The sequence below is a fragment of the Alkalihalobacillus sp. NPDC127517 genome, from assembly GCF_050276055.1.
In the GTDB taxonomy this organism is placed as follows: Bacteria; Bacillota; Bacilli; order Bacillales; family Bacillaceae_D; genus Alkalicoccobacillus.
The window spans coordinates 1-20,831 of record NZ_JBNNQX010000027.1; the positions used below are offsets into that span (position 1 = coordinate 1).

General features: G+C 41.5%; 20 protein-coding genes. 13 read left to right on the forward strand and 7 right to left on the reverse strand.

Annotation, left to right across the window (positions count from 1 at the left end):
* Positions 1–191: 191 nt before the first annotated feature.
* Both ACQKKO_RS20800 and ACQKKO_RS20805 read right to left on the reverse strand, forming a co-directional pair.
* On the reverse strand, positions 192–758 hold the full coding sequence (locus ACQKKO_RS20800) for a YdhK family protein (protein ID WP_498650593.1): 567 nt from the start codon (positions 756–758) through the stop codon (positions 192–194).
* 270 nt (positions 759–1,028) lie between these two features.
* Complete coding sequence (locus ACQKKO_RS20805) at positions 1,029–1,730, reverse strand: aspartate/glutamate racemase family protein (protein WP_498650547.1); 702 nt, start codon at positions 1,728–1,730, stop codon at positions 1,029–1,031.
* Positions 1,731–1,840: 110 nt separating this feature from the next.
* On the opposite strand from ACQKKO_RS20805, the gene pdxR reads away from it, so the two are divergent.
* Positions 1,841–3,256, forward strand: a complete 1,416-nt coding sequence (gene pdxR, locus ACQKKO_RS20810; protein ID WP_498650549.1) for a MocR-like pyridoxine biosynthesis transcription factor PdxR — start codon at positions 1,841–1,843, stop codon at positions 3,254–3,256.
* Positions 3,257–3,292: 36 nt separating this feature from the next.
* Here pdxR and ACQKKO_RS20815 read toward each other — a convergent pair whose 3' ends face one another.
* A complete protein-coding gene (locus ACQKKO_RS20815) occupies positions 3,293–4,123 on the reverse strand; it encodes a MurR/RpiR family transcriptional regulator (RefSeq protein WP_498650551.1) in 831 nt (276 codons plus the stop codon).
* Between the two features lie 148 nt (positions 4,124–4,271).
* Here ACQKKO_RS20815 and ACQKKO_RS20820 point away from each other — a divergent pair, with 148 nt between their 5' ends.
* The 4 genes from ACQKKO_RS20820 to ACQKKO_RS20835 are packed head-to-tail and all read left to right on the forward strand — an operon-like array spanning position 4,272 to position 8,495.
* Positions 4,272–5,168 carry a DUF8171 family membrane protein gene (locus ACQKKO_RS20820; protein ID WP_498650553.1) on the forward strand — a complete coding sequence of 299 codons (897 nt, stop codon included), beginning with the start codon at positions 4,272–4,274 and terminating at the stop codon, positions 5,166–5,168.
* 21 nt (positions 5,169–5,189) lie between these two features.
* On the forward strand, positions 5,190–6,902 hold the full coding sequence (locus ACQKKO_RS20825; protein WP_498650555.1) for an ABC transporter ATP-binding protein: 1,713 nt from the start codon (positions 5,190–5,192) through the stop codon (positions 6,900–6,902).
* Complete coding sequence (locus ACQKKO_RS20830; RefSeq protein WP_498650557.1) at positions 6,886–7,710, forward strand: energy-coupling factor transporter transmembrane component T family protein; 825 nt, start codon at positions 6,886–6,888, stop codon at positions 7,708–7,710. The genes ACQKKO_RS20825 and ACQKKO_RS20830 overlap by 17 nt, the downstream gene beginning before the upstream one ends.
* A gap of 20 nt (positions 7,711–7,730) precedes the next feature.
* The gene (locus ACQKKO_RS20835; RefSeq protein ID WP_498650559.1) at positions 7,731–8,495 is read left to right on the forward strand and encodes a PHP domain-containing protein; all 765 of its coding nucleotides are present in this window, start codon (positions 7,731–7,733) and stop codon (positions 8,493–8,495) included.
* Positions 8,496–8,513: 18 nt separating this feature from the next.
* Here the strand turns inward: ACQKKO_RS20835 and ACQKKO_RS20840 are convergent, their stop codons facing one another.
* Positions 8,514–9,380, reverse strand: a complete 867-nt coding sequence (locus ACQKKO_RS20840) for a helix-turn-helix domain-containing protein (protein WP_498650561.1) — start codon at positions 9,378–9,380, stop codon at positions 8,514–8,516.
* 116 nt (positions 9,381–9,496) lie between these two features.
* On the opposite strand from ACQKKO_RS20840, the gene ACQKKO_RS20845 reads away from it, so the two are divergent.
* The 7 genes from ACQKKO_RS20845 (at position 9,497) to ACQKKO_RS20875 (ending at position 16,032) form a co-directional block, all read left to right on the forward strand.
* A complete protein-coding gene (locus tag ACQKKO_RS20845; RefSeq protein ID WP_498650563.1) occupies positions 9,497–10,513 on the forward strand; it encodes a zinc-binding alcohol dehydrogenase family protein in 1,017 nt (338 codons plus the stop codon).
* An 85-nt stretch (positions 10,514–10,598) separates the two neighbouring features.
* A complete protein-coding gene (locus ACQKKO_RS20850) occupies positions 10,599–11,600 on the forward strand; it encodes a C4-dicarboxylate TRAP transporter substrate-binding protein (RefSeq protein ID WP_498650565.1) in 1,002 nt (333 codons plus the stop codon).
* 471 nt (positions 11,601–12,071) lie between these two features.
* Entirely contained in the window at positions 12,072–12,554 is a 483-nt protein-coding gene (locus tag ACQKKO_RS20855; protein WP_498650567.1) for a TRAP transporter small permease, read from the forward strand.
* Between the two features lie 2 nt (positions 12,555–12,556).
* On the forward strand, positions 12,557–13,837 hold the full coding sequence (locus ACQKKO_RS20860; RefSeq protein WP_498650569.1) for a TRAP transporter large permease: 1,281 nt from the start codon (positions 12,557–12,559) through the stop codon (positions 13,835–13,837).
* A gap of 148 nt (positions 13,838–13,985) precedes the next feature.
* Positions 13,986–15,116: a metallophosphoesterase gene (locus ACQKKO_RS20865; protein ID WP_498650595.1), complete on the forward strand. Its 1,131-nt coding sequence runs from the start codon at positions 13,986–13,988 to the stop codon at positions 15,114–15,116.
* 85 nt (positions 15,117–15,201) lie between these two features.
* Positions 15,202–15,759 carry a flavin reductase family protein gene (locus tag ACQKKO_RS20870; protein WP_498650571.1) on the forward strand — a complete coding sequence of 186 codons (558 nt, stop codon included), beginning with the start codon at positions 15,202–15,204 and terminating at the stop codon, positions 15,757–15,759.
* A gap of 18 nt (positions 15,760–15,777) precedes the next feature.
* Entirely contained in the window at positions 15,778–16,032 is a 255-nt protein-coding gene (locus tag ACQKKO_RS20875; RefSeq protein ID WP_498650573.1) for a hypothetical protein, read from the forward strand.
* A gap of 66 nt (positions 16,033–16,098) precedes the next feature.
* Here the strand turns inward: ACQKKO_RS20875 and ACQKKO_RS20880 are convergent, their stop codons facing one another.
* Together ACQKKO_RS20880 and ACQKKO_RS20885 are read right to left on the reverse strand one after the other, a co-directional pair.
* Positions 16,099–17,049 carry a metal ABC transporter solute-binding protein, Zn/Mn family gene (locus ACQKKO_RS20880; RefSeq protein ID WP_498650575.1) on the reverse strand — a complete coding sequence of 317 codons (951 nt, stop codon included), beginning with the start codon at positions 17,047–17,049 and terminating at the stop codon, positions 16,099–16,101.
* 106 nt (positions 17,050–17,155) lie between these two features.
* Positions 17,156–17,974: an alpha/beta fold hydrolase gene (locus tag ACQKKO_RS20885; RefSeq protein ID WP_498650577.1), complete on the reverse strand. Its 819-nt coding sequence runs from the start codon at positions 17,972–17,974 to the stop codon at positions 17,156–17,158.
* Between the two features lie 397 nt (positions 17,975–18,371).
* Between ACQKKO_RS20885 and ACQKKO_RS20890 the strand changes: the two genes are divergently transcribed.
* Positions 18,372–19,916: a PTS sugar transporter gene (locus tag ACQKKO_RS20890; RefSeq protein WP_498650578.1), complete on the forward strand. Its 1,545-nt coding sequence runs from the start codon at positions 18,372–18,374 to the stop codon at positions 19,914–19,916.
* A gap of 45 nt (positions 19,917–19,961) precedes the next feature.
* Here ACQKKO_RS20890 and ACQKKO_RS20895 read toward each other — a convergent pair whose 3' ends face one another.
* A complete protein-coding gene (locus ACQKKO_RS20895) occupies positions 19,962–20,657 on the reverse strand; it encodes a DsbA family oxidoreductase (protein WP_498650580.1) in 696 nt (231 codons plus the stop codon).
* Positions 20,658–20,831: the final 174 nt, after the last annotated feature.

The following is a 20,831-nucleotide window of genomic DNA, read 5'->3' on the forward strand; positions in this document are numbered from 1 at the left end:
AAACCTTAAAACCATTGATACATTAACTTTTTCGGAGGGAGTCTCGGGTTCTCCCTCCGCTTGTTCAAATAAAATCACGAAAGGCGAATGATTCTCCAATTGAATCATTCGCCTTTTGTATATTAATTTTTAGTTACGTTCTAAACATGAGTTTTATCAGACTAACGTGGGTTTCTCTAAGCTCGCGTTTTTTATCGAGCCGTCAGTTCATCTTCAATAACCCATTTATGATTCATCACTTCATCATCACCATTTGTAGGAATGAAGTCCACCATATAAACGGTTGTATCCTTCGCTATTTCGATCGTTGCTTCAGCACCTTTCATACCCTTCATATGATCAGCATTTAAGATTACCTTTGAACCAGGCTCAAGTGGGGATTCCCCTGCATCCTCTAATTCTTCATGGACAACCCATTTATGGTTCCAGACCGTTTCACTTTCGGTAGTCGGTTTATAAGAGACTGAGTAAGCTGTGGTTTGATACGCTCCTGAAATCACAGCTTCTGCTTGATCCATTGATTCCATGTGATTTGTTTGAATAATCGCCTCGCTTCCAGTTGGGAAGGTAGGGTTGTCTGCCGTTTTCAAGTTATCAGGTACAACACGTGTGGAGCTTGAATGATTCATCTCTTCATGTGCAGTAGAGTTGTTTGAATTTGCATGAGGATCAGCTATGGTTCCATCCTCGTTACAGGCTGTTAAAAGAAACATGCCTAAAATCGCAATCATGCTCAGTTGTTTCCTCAAAGATGTCACCTCGATCGATGTGATTTTGTACCCCTTCCGTACCCAGTAAGGGCCAGATGTAAAACCTCTGTACGTAATAGGTTTTACCACTCAAGGATAAAATAATCATCTCTGAATAGGTTGTGGATATCTCTCTTGATACAATCTTAATTCTGTGAACAACTTTTAAAAAACTTTGATAAAAAGAGCTTGAATAGTCGTGGATATGTGGATAAAGGTGAGGATAACTCCGTTTTATCCACAAAAAAACGACCTTATTCAGGTCGTTTAGTAAAGCGATTACACAGGGAGTTCTTCTAGCGCGGCTTTGATTGCTGCTTCTGCGTGTAATGTTGTTGAATCAAAAACAGGGAGTATAGAGTCTTCTTGTTTAATTAGCAGAGGAATTTCAGTACATCCTAAGATGACTCCTTCGGCACCGTTTGAGGCTAACTCGTTAATAAGCTGTTGATATCTTGTTTTGGAATCTTCTCTAATCTCTCCACGACATAGCTCACTGAAAATAATCGTATGAGCTGTCTCACGCCCAACTTCACATGGCACAATGCATTCAATACCATGCATAGCAAGGCGATCCTTATAAAACGACTTCTCCATCGTGAATGCTGTGCCCAGTAAGCCGATCTTTTGGATATTTGCTTTTTTTATTGAAGCAGCTACGGCATCTACAATGTGGATAAGAGGGATGGATACCGCTTCTTGAACTGCATCTGCCATCAAATGCATGGTATTTGTACAAATAACAATTGAATCAGCTCCGGCTCGTTCTAATGCTTGTGCTGCTTCGATCATTTTTTCAGTAGCTGTGTCCCAGTGTCCAAGCTTCTGTAAATTGACGATTTCTTGAAAATCAAATGAGTGTAAAACAATCTTTGCGGAATGGAGTCCACCTAACTCTTCTTTTACGTATTCATTGATGTATTTATAATAAATGGCCGTAGATTCCCAGCTAAGACCGCCAATCAATCCAATCGTTTTCATATGTGACACCCTCCAATTTCTCTCTAAGGATATCGTAGCATGTTATACTGGACTGATTAAGATCCAGGTTTAGATGAATTTGAAGGTGCCAGTTTGAAAGGAGAATAAGCGTGCTTTGGTTTTCAATTGATCGAGATTCAGATGTGTTGCTTGTGCAGCAAGTATATAAACAAATTCGAAACCTCATTTTAACTGAGCAATTGGGTGAAGGTGTAAGGCTTCCATCCACACGAGAGCTAGCTGATTCAATCGGGGTTTCTAGAAACACCGTAACAGAGGCATATGATCAGCTGATTTTAGAAGGGTATGTTTTTGTCAAACCTCGTTCCGGCACGTATGTAGCAAAAGGTGTTGTACTCAAAGCATCCGAAAAAGCGAGACGAGAAAAGGACCTGACGAAATGGCTTGAAATAGAGCAACAAGATGACGACGTGATTGACTTTCGAGCGAGTCATCCCGCCATGGACCATTTTCCGAGGAAGGTGTGGGGAAGGCTGGCAAAGGAGGTTTGTTATGATTCTCACGATGATCTGTTTGGCTATCGCTCGCCACTTGGAGATGAAACGCTACGTAGAGTTCTTACCACCTATTTAACACGAACAAGAGGCGTGTCGTGTCATCCGGAGCAAATTGTTATTACTGCAGGTGCGACTCAAGGATTGTCGCTCATTACTCAGCTATTAATGGAAGAAGGAGATTACGTAGCAGTAGAGGACCCTGTGACAGATGAAATGCGTACCATCTTTGTGAAAGCGGGAGCAGAAGTTGAGCCGATAAAAGCTGATCGAAATGGGATCCAACCAACTGAATTATCGACCGAGCGTAAGCCAAGTTTTGTTTTTGTCATTCCCTCACATCAATTTCCGCTTGGAGCGATTTTGCCAATCCAGCGTAGAATTCAATTAGTGGAGTACGTGCGTAAGATGGATTCTTATATTGTAGAAGATGATTACGATAGTGAATTTACATATGAGGGAACAGCGGTTTATTCAATGCAGGGACTTGACCCAGAGCGCGTCATTTATGTAGGAACATTTAGCAAAATTCTATCTCCGGCCTTGCGCATTGGCTATGTCATTTTACCAAAGCATCTCATTGACCGCTTTAAGGAGCTAAAGTGGTTCTCTGACCGCCATACAGCTACACTCGAGCAGCAGGTGATGGCGAGGTTTATTGAAGAGGGGCATCTCGATCAACATGTCAGACGTATGAAACGAATATATGAAAAGCGTCGAAGAGCACTGGTCACTGCTTTGGGTCGGACCTTTCAGTCACTTGAAATAATTGGACAAGCAGCAGGAATGCATGCGGTTGTTGAGTGGGAAGACCTAGTTGTAGATGAATCTTTCGTGAACCATTGTAAACAGAATGGCGTCATTGTCTATCCAGTCGAGTATTATGCACTTAAAAAAGGACATCACAAAAAGCAAATGGTATTAGGCTATGGAAGCTTAACTGAGGAAGAAATAAATGAAGGAGTTAGAAGATTACAGAAAGCCGTTGAGAGTTATCAATCTAAGAATTAAGAGCCTCGCTTTCAAGTTGAGGCTCTTTTTCTTAGGTTATTTCTTCGGCAGTTTTGCAGCGTACGTTTTCCTTAACGTATGAAGCTCATGTAACTTTTCCAGTGCGTTTGGTCCGATCTCTTTCCCTGCAGCGACCACAAGGCTTTCAACAAGTGCTGTTGGAGCAACCATCGAATGAAATTCTCCGATTTCGCCTCGTTCTGTGTATAGCACGTAGGTGGCTTGATTAATCATAGGTGAGACCAATAAATCTGTTAATAGAATGGTTGTGATCGATTGTGTGGCTGCGTAATCAAGTAAGACTTGAATTTCTGGAGAGAAATGCACAAAGCCAAACAGTACAATGGTGTCGCCAGGTTCAATATGAATCATATCCTCATAGATTTCATGGCCACTTTGAGCGAGCTTTGTGACGTCTACATTAAACCGACGCAGGCGGAACTTTAGAAATGTAGCGAGACCGTCAGCTGGGCCACTACTATAGATATGTACAGTAGATGATTGACTTATGGCTAAGACACTATTCTTAAAATCTTCTAATGAAATATGTTTTAATGTTTCCTCTAAAAAACCAATGGATGCTTGAAACATCCCACTTAAATACGTATCCTCGTGTTTTGCCACAGCCTTCTCCATCTTTTTAGCCGGAGTGATGGTTGCTTCGTAATCCTTATAAGAACGTTTAAATGCTTTTAAGTTATCGTAGCCAACAGCTTCCCAAAATCTTGAAACAGTTGCCACACTGACTGAACAGGCGTGTGCAATTTCATGTTCAGTTAGATACGGAATTAAATGATTGTTTTTACTAAGATAGTCAGCAATCGATTGTTGGCTTTTTGTAAGTGTGTATGCATCAAAATGAACCATAAACGCCTCCTTTCTCGCTATTGTACTTCATTTTTGAAAGTTAATTATCATTTTTTCAAAAAAGAAATAAATTTACAAACGGTTAATATGTACTTCATATCTCATGCTTATACTAGCCTTGTAAGACTATATGAGGAGGCGGGTAAGCGTGAGTACGTTACAAGATTTAAATCAGGAAAGAAAATTAACTCAGTCACAGAAAATGATGGTGTTTGTCCTTTCCATGTCGTTGTTTGGGGTCTCAAAACTGATTGCTAATATCATTCCGTCTATAGAATTTGGTCCAATTGATTTATCTGTTTCTTACTTTGCATTTATTCCGCTCGTTCTCGTCGCCTTATTTCATCCGTTACAAGTTGCAATCGGTGCAGCCGTTGGAAAAATTGTCTTTGCCGACTTGCTGCTAGGAAAGTTTGATGGAATAGGAGCTCTGGAATCATTTATACAGTTATCCCTTGCCATGTACATAGCGGGTCTTCTCATTCGAAATCCACTAAATAAATGGCAGCTAGGAATTGCCGCTATCGTTGGGGTTGCAATTGATCAACTACTAAGCTCACTGGTTGATATCGGAAAAGTATGGTTTGGAGTAGAAGAACTTGAAGCTGTTCCAGGTCTTCCAGAAAGTATTATCATGCTTGAAGGAATTAGCTTTATTAATGAAATGGTCATTACGGGTGTATTATTTGGCCTTATTCCTACACTTTACTTAGTTCCTAAATTATATGGGAAAATTGAGCCATTGCTTGGTATGAAGCCGAGAGAGAAGCGGGTTGAGGCAAAAATGAGTCAATTTGTCACACCTGGTCTGATGATTCTATCGATCTTTCTATTATTCATCGCGATGATTGGCGAATTTATTGCAGAGCTTGAGATCAGTCTCGCATTCTGGTCAACGGATTTCATTAGTCAATTTGAAGATGGGTACGAATGGATTGGCTATTCAGCAATTGGCATCGTGATTGTACTTGTTGGCTATACCCTTTTTGCTTTAGTAAAAAGAAAAAAGAGAACAGCAAAAAAATCAGATGATCAGGCTGCATAATTTGAGCGAAGGAGTTTTTAAATGATTTCTTTTAAAGATGTCTCGTTTAAATATCCAGGCGCAGAAAACTGGGTCTTAAAGGATATCTCAGTTGACATTGAACCTGGAGAATTTGTTGGTATTATTGGTGGGAATGGTGCAGGGAAGTCTACTTTTTGTAAAGCGATGAATGGTCTTATTCCCTTCTATTATGTAGGTGATTTGGAAGGGGAAATCACTATTAACGGGATCAACACGATCAAATCAAATGTAGGTCAATTATCAAAGCATGTGGCGTATGTGTACCAAGACTTTGAGAATCAGCTTGTTCGACCGACTGTCTATGATGAAGTGATTTTCTCTCCATTGAATTATGGTTACCCCGATTACAAGGAGCGAGGAATGGAAGCTCTTGAGATCCTCGGTTTAACGGATATTGCAAATGAGTATATTTGGCAGTTAAGTGGTGGCCAAAAGCATTTGGTGGCATTGGCGGGAGCCTTGTCCCTTAATCCAGACATTATGATTATCGATGAGCCTGTCGCACAGCTAGATCCAGCTCATGCGATTTCATTATATGAAAAGTTAAAAATGTTAAATGAACAATACAATAAAACCATTATTGTGATTGAACACCATACAGAGTTTGTTGCAAGCTACTGTAAACAGGTCATTCTTTTAGAGGATGGATCAATTAAGTGGAAAAAGCCGGTTCAAGAGGCACTCAACCGGGTCGAAGAGCTTTCAGAGAGAGATATCTTCCCGCCTCAAGTCACAGTGGCGGCGCATTCTCTTTTAGGACCGACCGGAACACTGCCAGTTACAGTCAAGCAAGCTAGGGAGCTTCTTCAACCAATTATTACAAGACCCGACTTCACAACAATAAAGATGCAGCCAAAAGTTAAACGTGGTGAGACATTAGTAGAAATGAAAGACGTGAAATATGGATACAAATCTCTCACAAGAAAACGAAAAGAAGTGCTTGATGGGGTATCTCTTAAACTCTATGAGAACGAACGAATCGCTCTTGTTGGAAGTAACGGGGCCGGCAAATCGACATTACTCAAACTAATCTCAGGAATTATTAAGCCTTACCGTGGTCACGTCATTACGGACGGGATGCTGACAAAAAAGACATCCCCTGAAAAAATTGCAGAGCGTGTAGCGCTTATTTATCAAAAGCCTGAGGAGATGTTTATTCAAGACTCCATTCAAAAAGATGTCTCTCATTTCTTAGATACGAGGAAAGTAGAAGGACGAGACGATTTTATAAATGATGTGATGGAAACCTTTAACTTAACAGAGCTTGCAGAGCGTGATGGCAGACTATTAAGTGGAGGACAACAGCGGCGAACGTCGCTTGCCATTGGTATGGCAATGACTCCTCTGATTATGCTTATGGATGAACCAACTTCAAGCTTAGACATGGCAACAAGGAAAGAAATGATGAAGCTCCTTGGTAATCTTGATGAAGGAATTAAAACAGCTGTGGTTGCTACTCACGATATGCAGCTAGTTGCCGAATGGGCCACTAGAGTCATTGTCATGCACGAAGGAAACGTACTAGCTGATCTGCCGCCACATCTATTATTTGAGGACCAGGCACTTCTTCAAAAAGCTTCGCTCGTGGAGCCTCAAATCGTTACGTTGTGCCATGAATTAGGAGTGTCACCAGTTAGTTTGAGCATTCAAGATTTTGTAGAGAAGGTTTTTCCTTGTATGGAAAGAGGCGAGAAGAATGAATGGATCTCATAATATTCTAGAGAAACTGACAATTGAGAACGTAAAGATTGAGTTAATGAGGACAGCATTTGGTCATGGGGAAACCTATTTTTCGAAACTCGATCCACGGATGCTGATCGTCTGGTGTACGATTTTTACCATCTTACCTTGGTTCACACATAACTTGACCATTCTCCTTGGACTATCAATGTTTATGGGCGTACTTGCGTACCAGGCAAAGGTTAGTCCATTGTTAATCATTTTGCTTGCTATCGGAATCTTTTCGCAGTTTTTTTACATTGTGACACTCGCCATTTTTCTTGGTGGAAGCTTTAGTGCTGCTGTCTCTATTATTCCCTTAACATTAAAGCTTCTTGTCATTTCACTCGCAACAATGGCTGTGTTTACAAGTATAGATCCTGAGAAATTTAGTGATTCACTTCTTAGCTTTGGTGTTCCAGCTAAGTTTGGATTTGGTGTCTCATATGGATACCGAATGCTACCAATTTTACTTGAAGAATACGAGAACTTAATCCATTCCTTTCGCTTACGGGGGAAAAAGCCGGATAAGAAGGGATGGTTCTACTTTTATTATCTTGTTTACTACGCAAAGATGGCGGTGGTTGCCTTCTACCCTATGATGCTTAATACCGCCAAGCGAACGCGCACAACCGTTGAAGCGCTTGAAGTACGCGGATTCAGCTATACACTTGAGAGTTCCGCTTCAAAGAAATTGAAACTAGCCCACTTAACCTATACTAAATCAGATACGTATTTTATTATTTGGACCGTTGTAGCGACTGGGCTTATCTATACAGTAGGATACGTACTACCACTTTAAGCTGAGAGGATTGGACATTCATGAAGATCGATTTTCATACACACGTAAAGCTTGCAAAACGAGTTGATTTTGATATTACATTTTTTGAGGAAATGGTTTTAAATGCAAAAGAAGTAGGGTTAGATGCGTTGGCGATGACAGAGCATTTTAATACGAGTCGTTTTTATGATATTTATGAACAGTTAGATCAGCGCTATGAATACAAAGGGAACTATTATGATGTATACGGGTTTAAAGTATTTACCGGTATGGAGATAGATGTAGTAGAAGTAGGGCATATTTTGTTCACCGGACATAGGGATGACTTGCTCTACACAAGAAATCAACTGGAGAATCATACGACCAAAGAAACATTTATTCCGTTTGATGAGCTCCTGCAAATAGGTGAGTCCTTTGACTTCTTAAAAATTGGAGCGCACCCATTGCGTTCAACAACGCCGCTAACACAGCACGCGGCAGGTCAGTTACAAAGGTTAGACGCCTTTGATTTAAACGGGAAGGACCTATTCGAGCATGGGGTAGAGACAATGGAACGCAACGTATTAGCATTTGCAGAAAACATCAGCAGACCGGTTGTGTGTGGAAGTGACTCCCATCATCCCATTCACCTAGGTGCTGTTCACAATCAGTTTACACGCCATTGCGAAACGGCTGCTGAACTAAAGAAAGAAATTCAAGCTGGGGCATACACACGAGTCATTTCCCCAGTACTAAATACGAAAATTGCAGCAGCCAAAATTGTAAAGAAACAAATGAAGGAAGAGCTTATCGCAAAAATGTCATGAGTACGACGAAGCAGAAGCCTATGTATCCAAGGCTTCTGCTTTTCTGTAGGCTGCAGGAGTTAAATCCGTATGTCTTTTAAAGGTCCGATAAAAATGAGGCATACTTGCGAACCCACATGAATCAGCCACATTCTCGATCTTCATATCAGTATAAAGAAGCTGGTGCTTAGCCTTAGCCAATCGTTTAGATGTGATATAGTCTGATAGACCAATCCCCAGATATTTTTTAAATACCCGGCTCAAGTGTGCGGTTGATATCGATGCAATCCGTGCTAAATCCTCTAATTCCAGCTTTTGCTCAAGGTGATTCTCGATATAAAAGAGAATGTCTCGAATCCATTCCGGTTCGTTTGTTGATTTATGAGTTGTTGTGTTTCGCACACAATGACGATTCAAATGTACCAGGATAAGCTGTAACCATAGAAAAATAGCTTTCTCAGAGTCGACAACCGTTTGATTCATTTCTTTATGTAATTGAGACAAATAGTTTTCCAACTCAGTTATGGTCTCCTGTTTCATATGGAAACGATAATTTTGTTCGGATCTAGCCACATGGAAGATCGTTTGTTTTGTATGCGCATACAAAAATACAGCCTGTTGAATAAGGGCTGGACTAAAAAAGATAGCCGTAGAGGTAATCAAATGTTCTGATGAAGGCAGAGCCCGGTGAATAATATTCGCAGGAATGACAAAGAGGTCGCCTGCGTTTACTTCGTATAATGTCTGATCAATTAACAATGTACCTTTGCCATTGTACACGTAGATCAGTTCATTCCAATCATGGATGTGATGCGGAAGTTCATTACGTTGCGTTTTTGTATCCTTATAGGTCATTGAAACAGGCAAGTGTTGACCTGGATCAATGGACTTGCGAACAAGCTTCATAGGATCACCTCTCTTTGATTATATCAATAAAAGGTATAAAGTGGTCAAATTACGCACTATCTATAACTTGTCGAACTTGGTAGAATCGCAGTAAGTAGAAGAGCAGGAGGGAACGTATGAAGGGAATTGTCTGTAATCAACCAAAGGAATTTACATTCATAAAAGATATGAAAGCGCCTACAATTAAACAAGGCGAAGTTCTCATTCAAATAAAACGAGTAGGGATCTGTGGAACAGACCTACATGCCTACATGGGTAATCAACCCTTTTTTGAATACCCGCGTGTTCTAGGACATGAGCTTTCAGGTGTAATTGAGAGTGTAGGTGAAGAGGTTAAAGAGTTTAATGTCGGGGATCAGGTAGCAGTGATACCGTACATGCACTGCGGAACATGTTCAGCCTGCCTTGCTGGGAAAACGAATTGTTGTGAATCATTGAAGGTACTTGGTGTACACACAGATGGTGGCATGCGGGAGAAGATAGCTGTACCGGAAACACATGTCATCAAAACGAATCATTTATCCTTAGACCATGCCGCATTAATTGAGCCGCTTGCCATTGGGGCACACGCCGTTAATCGAGCCGAGCTTCAAGCAGGAGAAAATGTTCTTGTTATTGGTGCAGGCCCAATAGGTCTTGGAGTGATGGCCTTTGCTAAACGAAAAGGGGCAATTGTAACCGCGCTCGATATTAATGAAGAGAGGCTGACTTTCTGTAGGGAATGGGGTCAAGTTAATCATACCATCTGTTCAAGCAAACCAACTGAGGCAGAACTCCGCGAGGCAATGGGGGCGCTTCCTACCGTTGTCTTTGATGCAACAGGTAACGTTCATTCAATGACACAAGCCTTTAACTACGTAGGGTTTGGTGGAAAGCTTGTTTATGTTGGCTTAGTCAAACAAGACCTAACATTCCACGATCCAGATTTTCATAAAAAAGAACTGACGCTGCTTGGTAGTCGAAATGCAGCAAAAAAAGATTTTGAAGACGTCGCTCAACTTTTAGAATCAAAACAATATGACATGGATGCTTACATCACGCATCGCTGCGAATTTGATGAATTAATCGATACATTTGAAGAGTGGTTAAAACCAGAAACAAAAGTGATTAAAGCCATGGTCGCACTATCATAAAGTGAGATGAATCAAATGAACATACACATTTGATTCACCTTCACATACATTTGAAAGCGTTACCTAAGAATAGGAGGCTACCTCAATGTACAAAGCACTATATTCTATTTCTTTTATTCTACTTCTTACGGTTGTTGGCGCATGTTCAACACCTACCTCTACGGATGAGGAAAAAGTATACACCGTCAATCTAGCATATGGGAACCAGCCTGGAGAGCCGGTTGATCAGGTTGCTCATAAATGGAAGGAGCTTGCGGAAGAACAAAGTGGTGGCCGCTTCGATTTTCACCTCTATCCAAGCTCCCAGCTTGGCTCGGAAGCTGACGTAGTCGAACAAGCGCTGTTCGGGAGTAATGTCATCATTTTTACGGGATATGATTTTCTGATGAACTTTGTCCCTGATTTAGGTGTGTTAACAGCTCCTTACATTGTAGATGATGTAGACGATTTGTTTTATTTAGCTGAAACAGACTGGTTTAACGAGCAAAGGCAAGAGCTAAAGGAAATTGGCTTTGATGTTGTGACGACGAACACACTCTATGGTGAAAGACATCTGATGACAACACGTGAAGTGTTAACACCAGACGACTTAAGAGGAATGAAAATACGCGTACCAAACAATCAGATGTACATTAATACATTTAGTGTTCTGGGAGCCTCCCCAACACCTCTTCCACTTGGAGACATGTACGCCTCCCTGCAGCAGGGTGTGATTGACGGAGCAGAGAACCCGATCCCTGTTCTAGAAGCATCAAAAACGAATGAGGTCGCAAACTATCTAGCCCTAACCGGTCACACAAAAATCATGAGTCCGTGGGTAAGTGGAACAGAATTCTTAGATGAGTTACCAGATGATTTATTAGAAATTCTGCGTACAACAGGAGATGAAGCAGGAGAGTACGGTAAAGCCATTGTCTATGAGCAAGAGGAAGAAGTTCTGGAGCTATTTGAGGAACAAGGCATCATTATAAACGAAGTAGACCAGGAAGCATTTAAAGAAAAAGCAGAACGAATCTTTGAGGTTACACCTGAGTGGAGTCCGGACTTAAAAGAGACGATTAATAGGTTGCTGGAGGATCGTGGTTAAGGGAAAAAAGCCAGCCCATTTGCGTTAACAAGCAGATGGGGCGAGAGACGACAAGCGGACCAAGAAAAATATGCGAGATAGTAAGAGAAATAGGAGATTAAGCAAGAACTTCAGGGTCATCAAGAGGTCGCTGCTGAATACCAAGAAGTAAACACCACGCACCAAGCTACACGTCGTTTTAAGCAAGAAACCCGAGGCGTTAGCAAGAAGAATGGAAGATTTACCAAGCGGGGAGCGGGGGTCGACCAAGAAACAAGTGCCCATAGCAAGAAGGAAGCTAGGCGCAGCAAGAAGCACACCCGTTTAGTAAGAAGGAAAGTACGCGGACCAAGAAGTCCAGACGAGATAGTAAGAAGAACCGGAGCTTAAGCAAGAACTCCCGCACTATCGAGCAAGAAAAGCGGGATACCAAGAAGAAAGTACCTTACACCAAGCTCTAACCACCAACTACAAATTAAAGGAGGGTACAGCATGAAACAGCTGATAAACAACTTGGATGATTTTATATCGGCAGCAGCATTAGCGGGGATCATAGGTTTAATCAGCACCAATGTATTTTTTCGCTTCGTACTAAATAATCCGATCACGTGGACAGAAGAAATCAGTCTCGCTTTATTTATCTGGCTTGTTTTTGTCGGACTCAGCTCAGTTACGAAAACAAACTCACATGTTGGAATTGATTACTTTGTTCGAAAGCTCCCTGAAGTATGGAGATTTCGACTTCAGGTGTTCCGTTTACTGTTTATCTTTGTCATAACAATGGTTGTGTTTGTTTATTGGGGAGCAGCCTTTGCCATTCACGGTGTAGCGAAGGTTACTCCTGTGCTTGGTGTCAGCTATACATTTATCACACTTGCAGTTCCTGTTGGTTCTGTTCTTGTCTTATATCATCTTATTCGCGTCTTTATACGAAAAGATAGAGACTATGTGAATCAAGAGAGAGGAATTGAGTAGCTATGATCCTAACGATTACACTCTTATTAATGCTTGCTTTAATGATTATGAACATACCGGTTGCCTATTCAATGATTGCAGCCTGTGCGTTTTACTTTATCTTTAACGATAGCTTCGCCAATGAGATTTTAATTCAACGAATGATGAGTGGCGTTGAATCCTTTCCTCTGCTCGCGATCGTGTTTTTTGTAACAGCAGGAATCTTGATGAACTATACAGGAATCACAGAACGGATGCTGCGTTTTGCTCAGGTCCTGACTGGTCATATGACCGGCGGATTAGCTAAAGTAAACGTTTTGTTAAGTGTATTGATGGGTGGACTTTCTGGATCGAACATTGCTGACGCGGCGATGCAATCAAAGGTCCTTGTGCCAGAAATGACAAAGCGCAACTATCCGCCTGCTTTTTCTACGGCGCTTACGGCGGCCACATCTCTGATTACTCCAATTATCCCACCGGGTATTGCTTTAATTATGTACGGATATATTGGAAACGTTTCAATAGGGAAATTGTTTATGGCCGGGATTGTTCCGGGGTTAATGCTGAGTGTAATCTTTCTAGTCCTTGTTCATTTTCTCGCAAAAAAACGTGGGTTTGAGGTCGAGAAGAAGCCTGCAGCTAAACCAAAGGAAATTCTATTTGCGTCAAAAGATGCGATTCTTGCTATTCTTTTACCCATTATTATTATCGGTGGAATCAGGTTTGGTATCTTTAGTCCAACAGAAGCAGGAGCCATCGCCGTATTATATGCGTTATTATTAGGATTTTTAATTTACCGCCAAATGACGGGCAGAGACTTATTTGCTGCCTTAAAGGAATCAGTGAATTTAACGGCAACGATCATGATCATCATTGCTGCGGGGACAGCATTTGGTTGGGTTTTAACACTAGAACAAGTTCCGCAATTTTTAACAGAGTATGTAACGGGTTATATTAGTAGCCCTGCGATGTTCTTGTTTATAGTCATGATTTTTCTTATAGCGGTTGGTACGTTAATTGAAGGAAACGTCTTACTTATTATTCTAACGCCAATCCTGTTACCAATGGTTCATTCATTTGGAATTGATCCTGTTCATTTTGGATTGTTCTTTATCCTATGTTTAAGTGTTGGAACCATTACACCACCTGTGGGTACAATTATGTTCACTACAGCAGCCATTACTAAAGTAAAGATTGAAGCATTTATCAAGGAAGTATGGCCATTCTGGCTTGCCCTTATCGTCGCTATTCTTTTAATCGCTTATATTCCGGCAATCTCATTATGGTTACCATCTATTCTATAAAAAGTAGCAGTGCCCGATGCATGAAAAACGCTTCTGAGAATACAACTCTCAGAAGCGTTTTTTTACTATCTTTCTCATTAGTTGTTTTTTCTTATAATCATGTACTATAAAAGAAGATAAGAATGATCAGAAGAGAGGTTAAGCATTGATGCAAATCGGACGCTATATCATACTCGCACTCATGTATGTTGGAATTAACACGTATATTGGATGGCATGGGATCACCTGGTTCCAATCGTTAGGACTTGAAAACCAATTAGGTCAGGTAGGCTATTGGGTTCTCTTTTTTATCGTTGCACTATCCTATATCTTATCACTCGTCATTAAAGGCCCCATTGGCCGATTTTTAAAAGTAATTGGATCCTTTTACTTTGCGATTCTGCAATACACCATTTTGCTCTTTCCTATCCTAGACCTAGCACTTTGGCTAGCAAGCTTACTAGGGTGGGCACCTTCATTACATATTCCGTTAATCGGGACCGTTGTCGCATCAGCATTGTTGCTGCTTCTACTTTGGGGATCCAGAAATAATTGGAGCACGGTTATTCGACCTTATTCATTGAATATCGGAAAACATTCTGGTACCCAATCGAAGCTACGAATTCTCGTTGCCTCTGATGTACACTTAGGTCATATAAAGGGGAATCGGTTTCTCAAAAAATTAATAAAGATCTCAAGTGATGTCAAACCAGATATCATCTTTATACCCGGTGATCTATTAGATGGAGAGATTGAACCGTTTAAACGAAATCAGATGAATGAGACGTTACGTTCATTAAAAGCGCCACTTGGAGTCTACGCTGTTCTTGGCAATCATGAGTATTATGGTGGAGCGGTTGACGAATTTGTTCAACTGGTAAAAGACGCAGGAATTCACCTTTTACAGGATGAAGCAGTTGAAATAAATGATTCCTTTTATGTGGTGGGTCGTAAAGATAAGACTGCAGAGGGTAATCGATATGGCGGACGTAAAAGTGTGGAAGAGTTGCTTGTACCACTTGACCCTGCGAAGCCTATTCTGTTGTTAGATCACCAACCGTATGAACTTGGTATAGCAGAGAAAGCTGGGGCTGACATGATGTTATCTGGACACACACACCGAGGACAAATGGCTCCAAATCATCTTATTACATCTCGTCTATTCGAGCTCGACTACGGTTACAAGCAAAAAGGTAAAATGCATGCTCTTGTCTCATCAGGCTTTGGGTCCTGGGGCCCACCCATTCGAATTGGAAGTCGCTCTGAAGTCTTACAGATTGACGTAACCTTTGAAAAATAAAATTAATTTGTAAATGTCTGGTTGAAAATGATTTGTTTAGGGTAAATATTACTAACCTATTCAATTAGGTGAGGGAGAGAGTATCTTGAGAAAACCTACAAGTAGTCCTGGCTGGCACACGTACCCTAGTATGGTCGCCATGGTCACATCAACTCATAAAGATCAAAGCAATATCATGGCAGCAGGGTGGCATACGTATATTGGTCAAGATCCGGGATTTTATGGAATTTCCCTTAGAAAAGAAACTCATTCATTTAACCTAGTGAAGGAGAGTGGAGGGTTCGGAGTGAACTTTCTGCCAGCAAAGCGTTCTGAATGGATTCAAGCAGCAGGAACGATGTCTGGAACGACAATGGATAAGTTTAAAACACTTCACATCCCTTATGAACCAGGAGAGAAAGTGAACGTACCCATTCTATTAGATGCATACTTCGCATACGAGTGTAAGGTTGTTGATATCACAACATATGGAGATCACGAGTGGATTGTAGGAGAAGTCCTTCTTACATACAAAGATGATTCGTTGTTTCTTCAAAATGGATTACCTGACCTTACGAAATTACAGCTTCCTACCTATATGGGGCGTTCAGAATACCGAATCATATCCGATACAACCGATGTACATCTACATCGTTTGGAATAAATGAAGGAGGCGTTCTGAATGACAACACAAACAACAACAAATCAACAGGGTAACGCAACAGGAGCATTGGTTTTAGCCATCTTAGGTCTTTTTCTTCCAGTAATAGGGATCGTTACAGCCATTATTGGGTTAGTGATGATTGGAAAGGTAACGGCACCAGAGCACAGCGGGTTAAAAACAGCGACGAAAGTGATCGCGTGGATCTCCATTGTTCTGCAGGCTCTTAGCATTTTATTTGTTGCCACTGGTGTTATTAGTGTCTTTACGATTTAATAAGATGAATAAGAAAGCGGGCATCCATTTACTGAGGAGGCCCACTTTTTTATTTACAAGAAATCTTTATTCACCAGACAACGCCGCAACAATCGTTGACACATTGTGCTGATACATTCCAATGTAGGTTCCAGTCTCTGAGCCTGCCTCACCCATCGCATCGGAGTAAAGCTCTCCACCAAGCTCAACATCTACACCTGCATTTGCTGCTCCATCAATAACAGATCGAATGGAACTGTCGCTAATACTTGATTCAACGAATACAGCCGGGACTTCTTTTTCAATAATTGTATCAATTGTGGATTGGACGTCTGATAATCCGATTTCAGATTCTGTACTCAGTCCTTGTAAGGCAACAACCTCTAAGTCATTCGCACGACCAAAATACTGAAATGCATCATGGGCCGTTACAAGCACACGTTGCTCACTCGGAATGGCGGCCAGAGCTTCTTTTGATTGCTGCTGAAGCGACGTAATCTCCTCGAAGTATGCTAGTTTGTTTTCTTCAAATTCATCAGCATGATCAGGTGCATGGACCTTTAATTCTTCAACAGCTGCATCAAGTGCAACCGTCCACAAAGCAGGATCAAACCAAACGTGTGGATCTGTAGCACCGCCATCTTCATCCTCCAGTAAGTCTGATTCTGGAATCACCTCAGAGATAGCGAGAGTGGGTACATTGGTGTTTGAAAAGACATCAAGCATGTTTGCCTCAAGGTGAAGACCGCTATAAAAGATTATGTCGGCATCCTGAAGTGTCGCGATATCACTTTGTGTCGCTTCATACATATGAGGGTCAACGCCCGGTCCCATTAAAGCCTTCACTGACACATGCTCTCCTCCAATCACTTCTAGAGGTTCGGCAATTTGGGCAATGGTGGCCACAATTTCAATGGGTCCATCAGCAGCTGGATCATCAGTTGGGGGATTTGTTCCATCAGAGGTATTACATGCGCCAAGAATGATCAACGAGCTAAAAACCGTACTACCAGCTAAAGCATAAGCTTTTCTTTTCATCAAAGAATCCTCCTCTTTTTGCTTAGACTAAAAAATGTGTACGAGTCATAAAAAGTTTACCTAAGGAAACTTTAAGGCCGTAATGAATGAATGTCAAGAAAAAAAGCTAGCGATTTTGTTCAATAAACATGGACAAATCAGCATTAAAGGCATCCTGATCACAATAAAATAAACCATGACCACTGTCCTCATATTGATAAAATCTTGATCCATAAATCATTGCATGAAGAACCTCACCAAATTTAAAAGGACAGATCTTGTCTTGTTTACCATGAAAGATTCCCGTTGGAACATGAATACTTGCTAAGTCTTCCCAAAGTTCCTCATCCCGTAATGATACGGCAGTGTAGGCAGTTGAGTAGCCAGTAGCTGCAAGACCAAGGCCAATAAACCATTGCTTAAAAGGAGGAGAGGTAGGCTTCGCAAAAAATAGACCAGCAAATTCATCTAACAAGGCTGGTCGATCCTTGTACGTTTGCCAAATTAGTCCATCCACTTCCTCTTTTGTCATGCCAAATGGATAGTCAGGTCCTTGAGTAAAGCTTGGGGCAGCGGCTGCGACTAAAGCTAGCTGACTGATCCGATGTCCTTGGTGTCTTGCCATATATCGGATGGCAATGGCGCCTCCCATCGAGTGACCAAGTAGGGTAACGTCATGTAGATTTAGCGTATCAATAACGATACGAAGATCATCGGCTAACTGATTATATGTGTAGCCATACCAAGGTTTATCTGATTGACCAAACCCACGCAAATCAAGTCCTATGCAGCGATAACCGGCTTTTGGTAACTGATTATACTGATACTCAAAACAGTCATGATTAAGGGGCCAACCGTGAATGAACAAGATCGGTTTCCCGTCCTCTGGACCAATGTCATGAACAAACAGACTTACTCCTGATTCAACTGGTACGTTAATTCCCATTTACATCAATCCCTTCTTGACTATGTAGAAAATCCAACCGTCTTTACGAGGGTGGAATTCTTTTCATAGCTAGGTAGTAACAAATTAAAAAGTATGCAGCAGAGCTTGAAAATAAAACGATGAGTATGGCCACCGGCGATAAATATTGCTTGACTTGGACAAACGCCAGTACGCCAAGGAATATAAATACACTAATACGCAGTAAAATAAAGTCCCTCACGCGTTGACCCCTCCTACAAAATGTTTACTCTTTACCTATCTTATGCATGAGGCAAACAGTTGGGCACTACAAAAAGCGTGTCGAACGAAGTAGATTTATCTTTTCAATTAATCCTTTACTCTGTTAAACTGTTAGAATAATGAAATAGTTGACCCTAGGAAGAACGGAGCGAACACAATGAAACGAGTTCTTATCATCGCGAGTAGTGGAGGGAATCTGTATAGTCTTGGTGGCAGTCAGCCGGATCGTTTGATGCAAGAATTAGCCAATCAAGCTCAAGCAGCCAATATAGACATTAAGGGTATTCAATTTATATCAACTGAGCAATCAATGGATTCAATTAAGCGCACATCAAGCGCAAAGCTACTAGGCTGGAACAATCAAAACCAGGAAGTCGAAGAAATTGATTCTGGAACATTAGAGGAAGTGAATCAAAAAGCAATTAGCATAGATGAACATTTTGCTCAGTTAGTTGAAAAGGGAGAAGTAGATGCCCTAATCGCTATGAGTGCGGATCCGAGCGGAGTGAACCAAAAAGTCGTTGAAGCCGTTGCAGTAGCAGGCATTCCTGTTGTCGGAACAGGTGGGACGTCCATGGCTGAGATCGGCAGCGTAGGAGCAAATATTATTGCTCAGTCAGGCACAACCGGGACATCGAATAAAACACGTGCCATTGGGTTTATGACCGCATTGTCCAAACATTGGGGGACAAGCTACCGCCCGAAACTTCATTCTGGATTGAGTGAAGAACAAACGAAAACAAAAATGGTTAATCTCCGTGGAATCATGACGTCATCGCTTCCCGCATTTATTGCACTAGCCATTGTGCTCGCATTCAGTAAAATACCCGGACTGGAGCCTCTAGGTGATGTATTTGATCTGCTTATTGGAGCATTACCAGTGGTTGTAGCAGTTATTGCTGCTAAACAAATGGCTGATTTAGATGAGGTGACGATTGTAGCCGGAATAGTGGCAGGATTGCTGTCAGTAAATGGAGGAATTATTGGAGGGTTACTTGCTGGAATTGGAGCAGGGTACTTGGTGCCATTTTTATTTACAAGATGCTTAAAGCTAAATTTCCCTGCAACAACAGTAAACATTGTGGCTGGAGGATTTGGAGGATTAATTCCAGGTCTGCTTGTTTTCTTTGTACTAAGCCCAATCGCCCTGCAAGTTGGTGATTGGATTCGAATCGCAATTGACTCAACCATTGCCTTTAACCCAATTATAGCGGGTATTGTAGCAGGGCTTTTAATTTGGCCGGCCATTCTTGGAGGCATTTATCATGCGGCGATTCTGCCAATTGTTTTGCTTGAAATGGAAAACACGGGAAACAGCTTTCTTGGAGCCATTGACATGGTGGGACTCGTCATGGTGGCTGCCGGTATTAACTTGGCCAATATTATTTTTCCGAGAAGAAAGGTCGAAGCAACAGCCGCAGCCCCGTCTTTTGGAATAAACATGTTCTTTGGTACCTTCGTAGAATCTGCGTACCCGTTCATGTTCGCGAATCGACTTGTATTCATTGGTGCTCTGGTTTCTGCAGGAATCGGAGGAGCAGTGGTTGGATTATTTAACTTAAGAGGAACAGCCTATGTTCCATCCTTTGCTGCACCTGGATTGTCTGATAATGCATTAGGATTTATTTTAGCAATGCTTGCTTCGTTATTAAGCGCGTTTGTCTTTACGCTGCTCGCAAACAAGTTTTCAAAAGCAACATAGGAAAAAGCACCTGCTTCTATTAAAGGAAGGCAGGTGCTTTTTTGGTTAAAAGGTACAAAGTCCGTCACTACAGCCATTGTCTGGATTGGTGTTCTTATTTTTTGTGATTTCTTCTGCGTGTGCTTTTGTTAACGCATCTAAAAATGCAGCGGGCTGCTGAGCACCTGAAACCACATGAGTGTTGTTAATCACAAAGAAAGGAACACCTTGCAGACCAAGACTCACTCCGCGACTATGATCATTCCGAACATCTTCCGTATACTGATCACCCTCAAGAACCGGTCTCGCTTCCTCAGGATCAATCCCAACATCAGCAGCAAGCTCAAGCAACGTATCAATTGAAGCCAAGTGCTTTGATTCTGTGAAGTAGGCATAAAGCAAGCGTTCCGCAAGCTCATTGGCTTTTCCTTTTGTTTTTGCAAAATGAGTCAGGCGATGTGCATCAAGCATATTCGTTGGCTGCATCGTATCAAATCGGTAAGTCAGTCCAACGTCTGCAGCTTGAGCCGCAACATTTGCTGTTGTTGCCTCAGCTTGTTCAACAGGCATCCGGTACTTTCCAGCAAGGATTTCTGCCATCGTACGATCAGTATGCTTCGGTGCATGAGGATCAAGCTCAAAGCTCTTAAATTCCATCGTTACCTCATTACGTTGTTCAAACTGATCAAGTGCCTTCTCTAATTTTCGTTTCCCTATATAACAGAATGGACAAGCAAAATCTGACCATATTTCAATATTCACAGGTGGAACCCTCCTTTATGTACACGTAGTGTATGCCGGAACGTGGAATATATCAAGCAAGTGAGCTTGGGGAATGAGTGAATTGGAGCGTTACAGCAGAAGGTAGAGCGTTAGCATAGAGAAAAAGAGCCTTACTCCCAAATTCTGACATCCGCCCCTCCGACCGAGATTTCT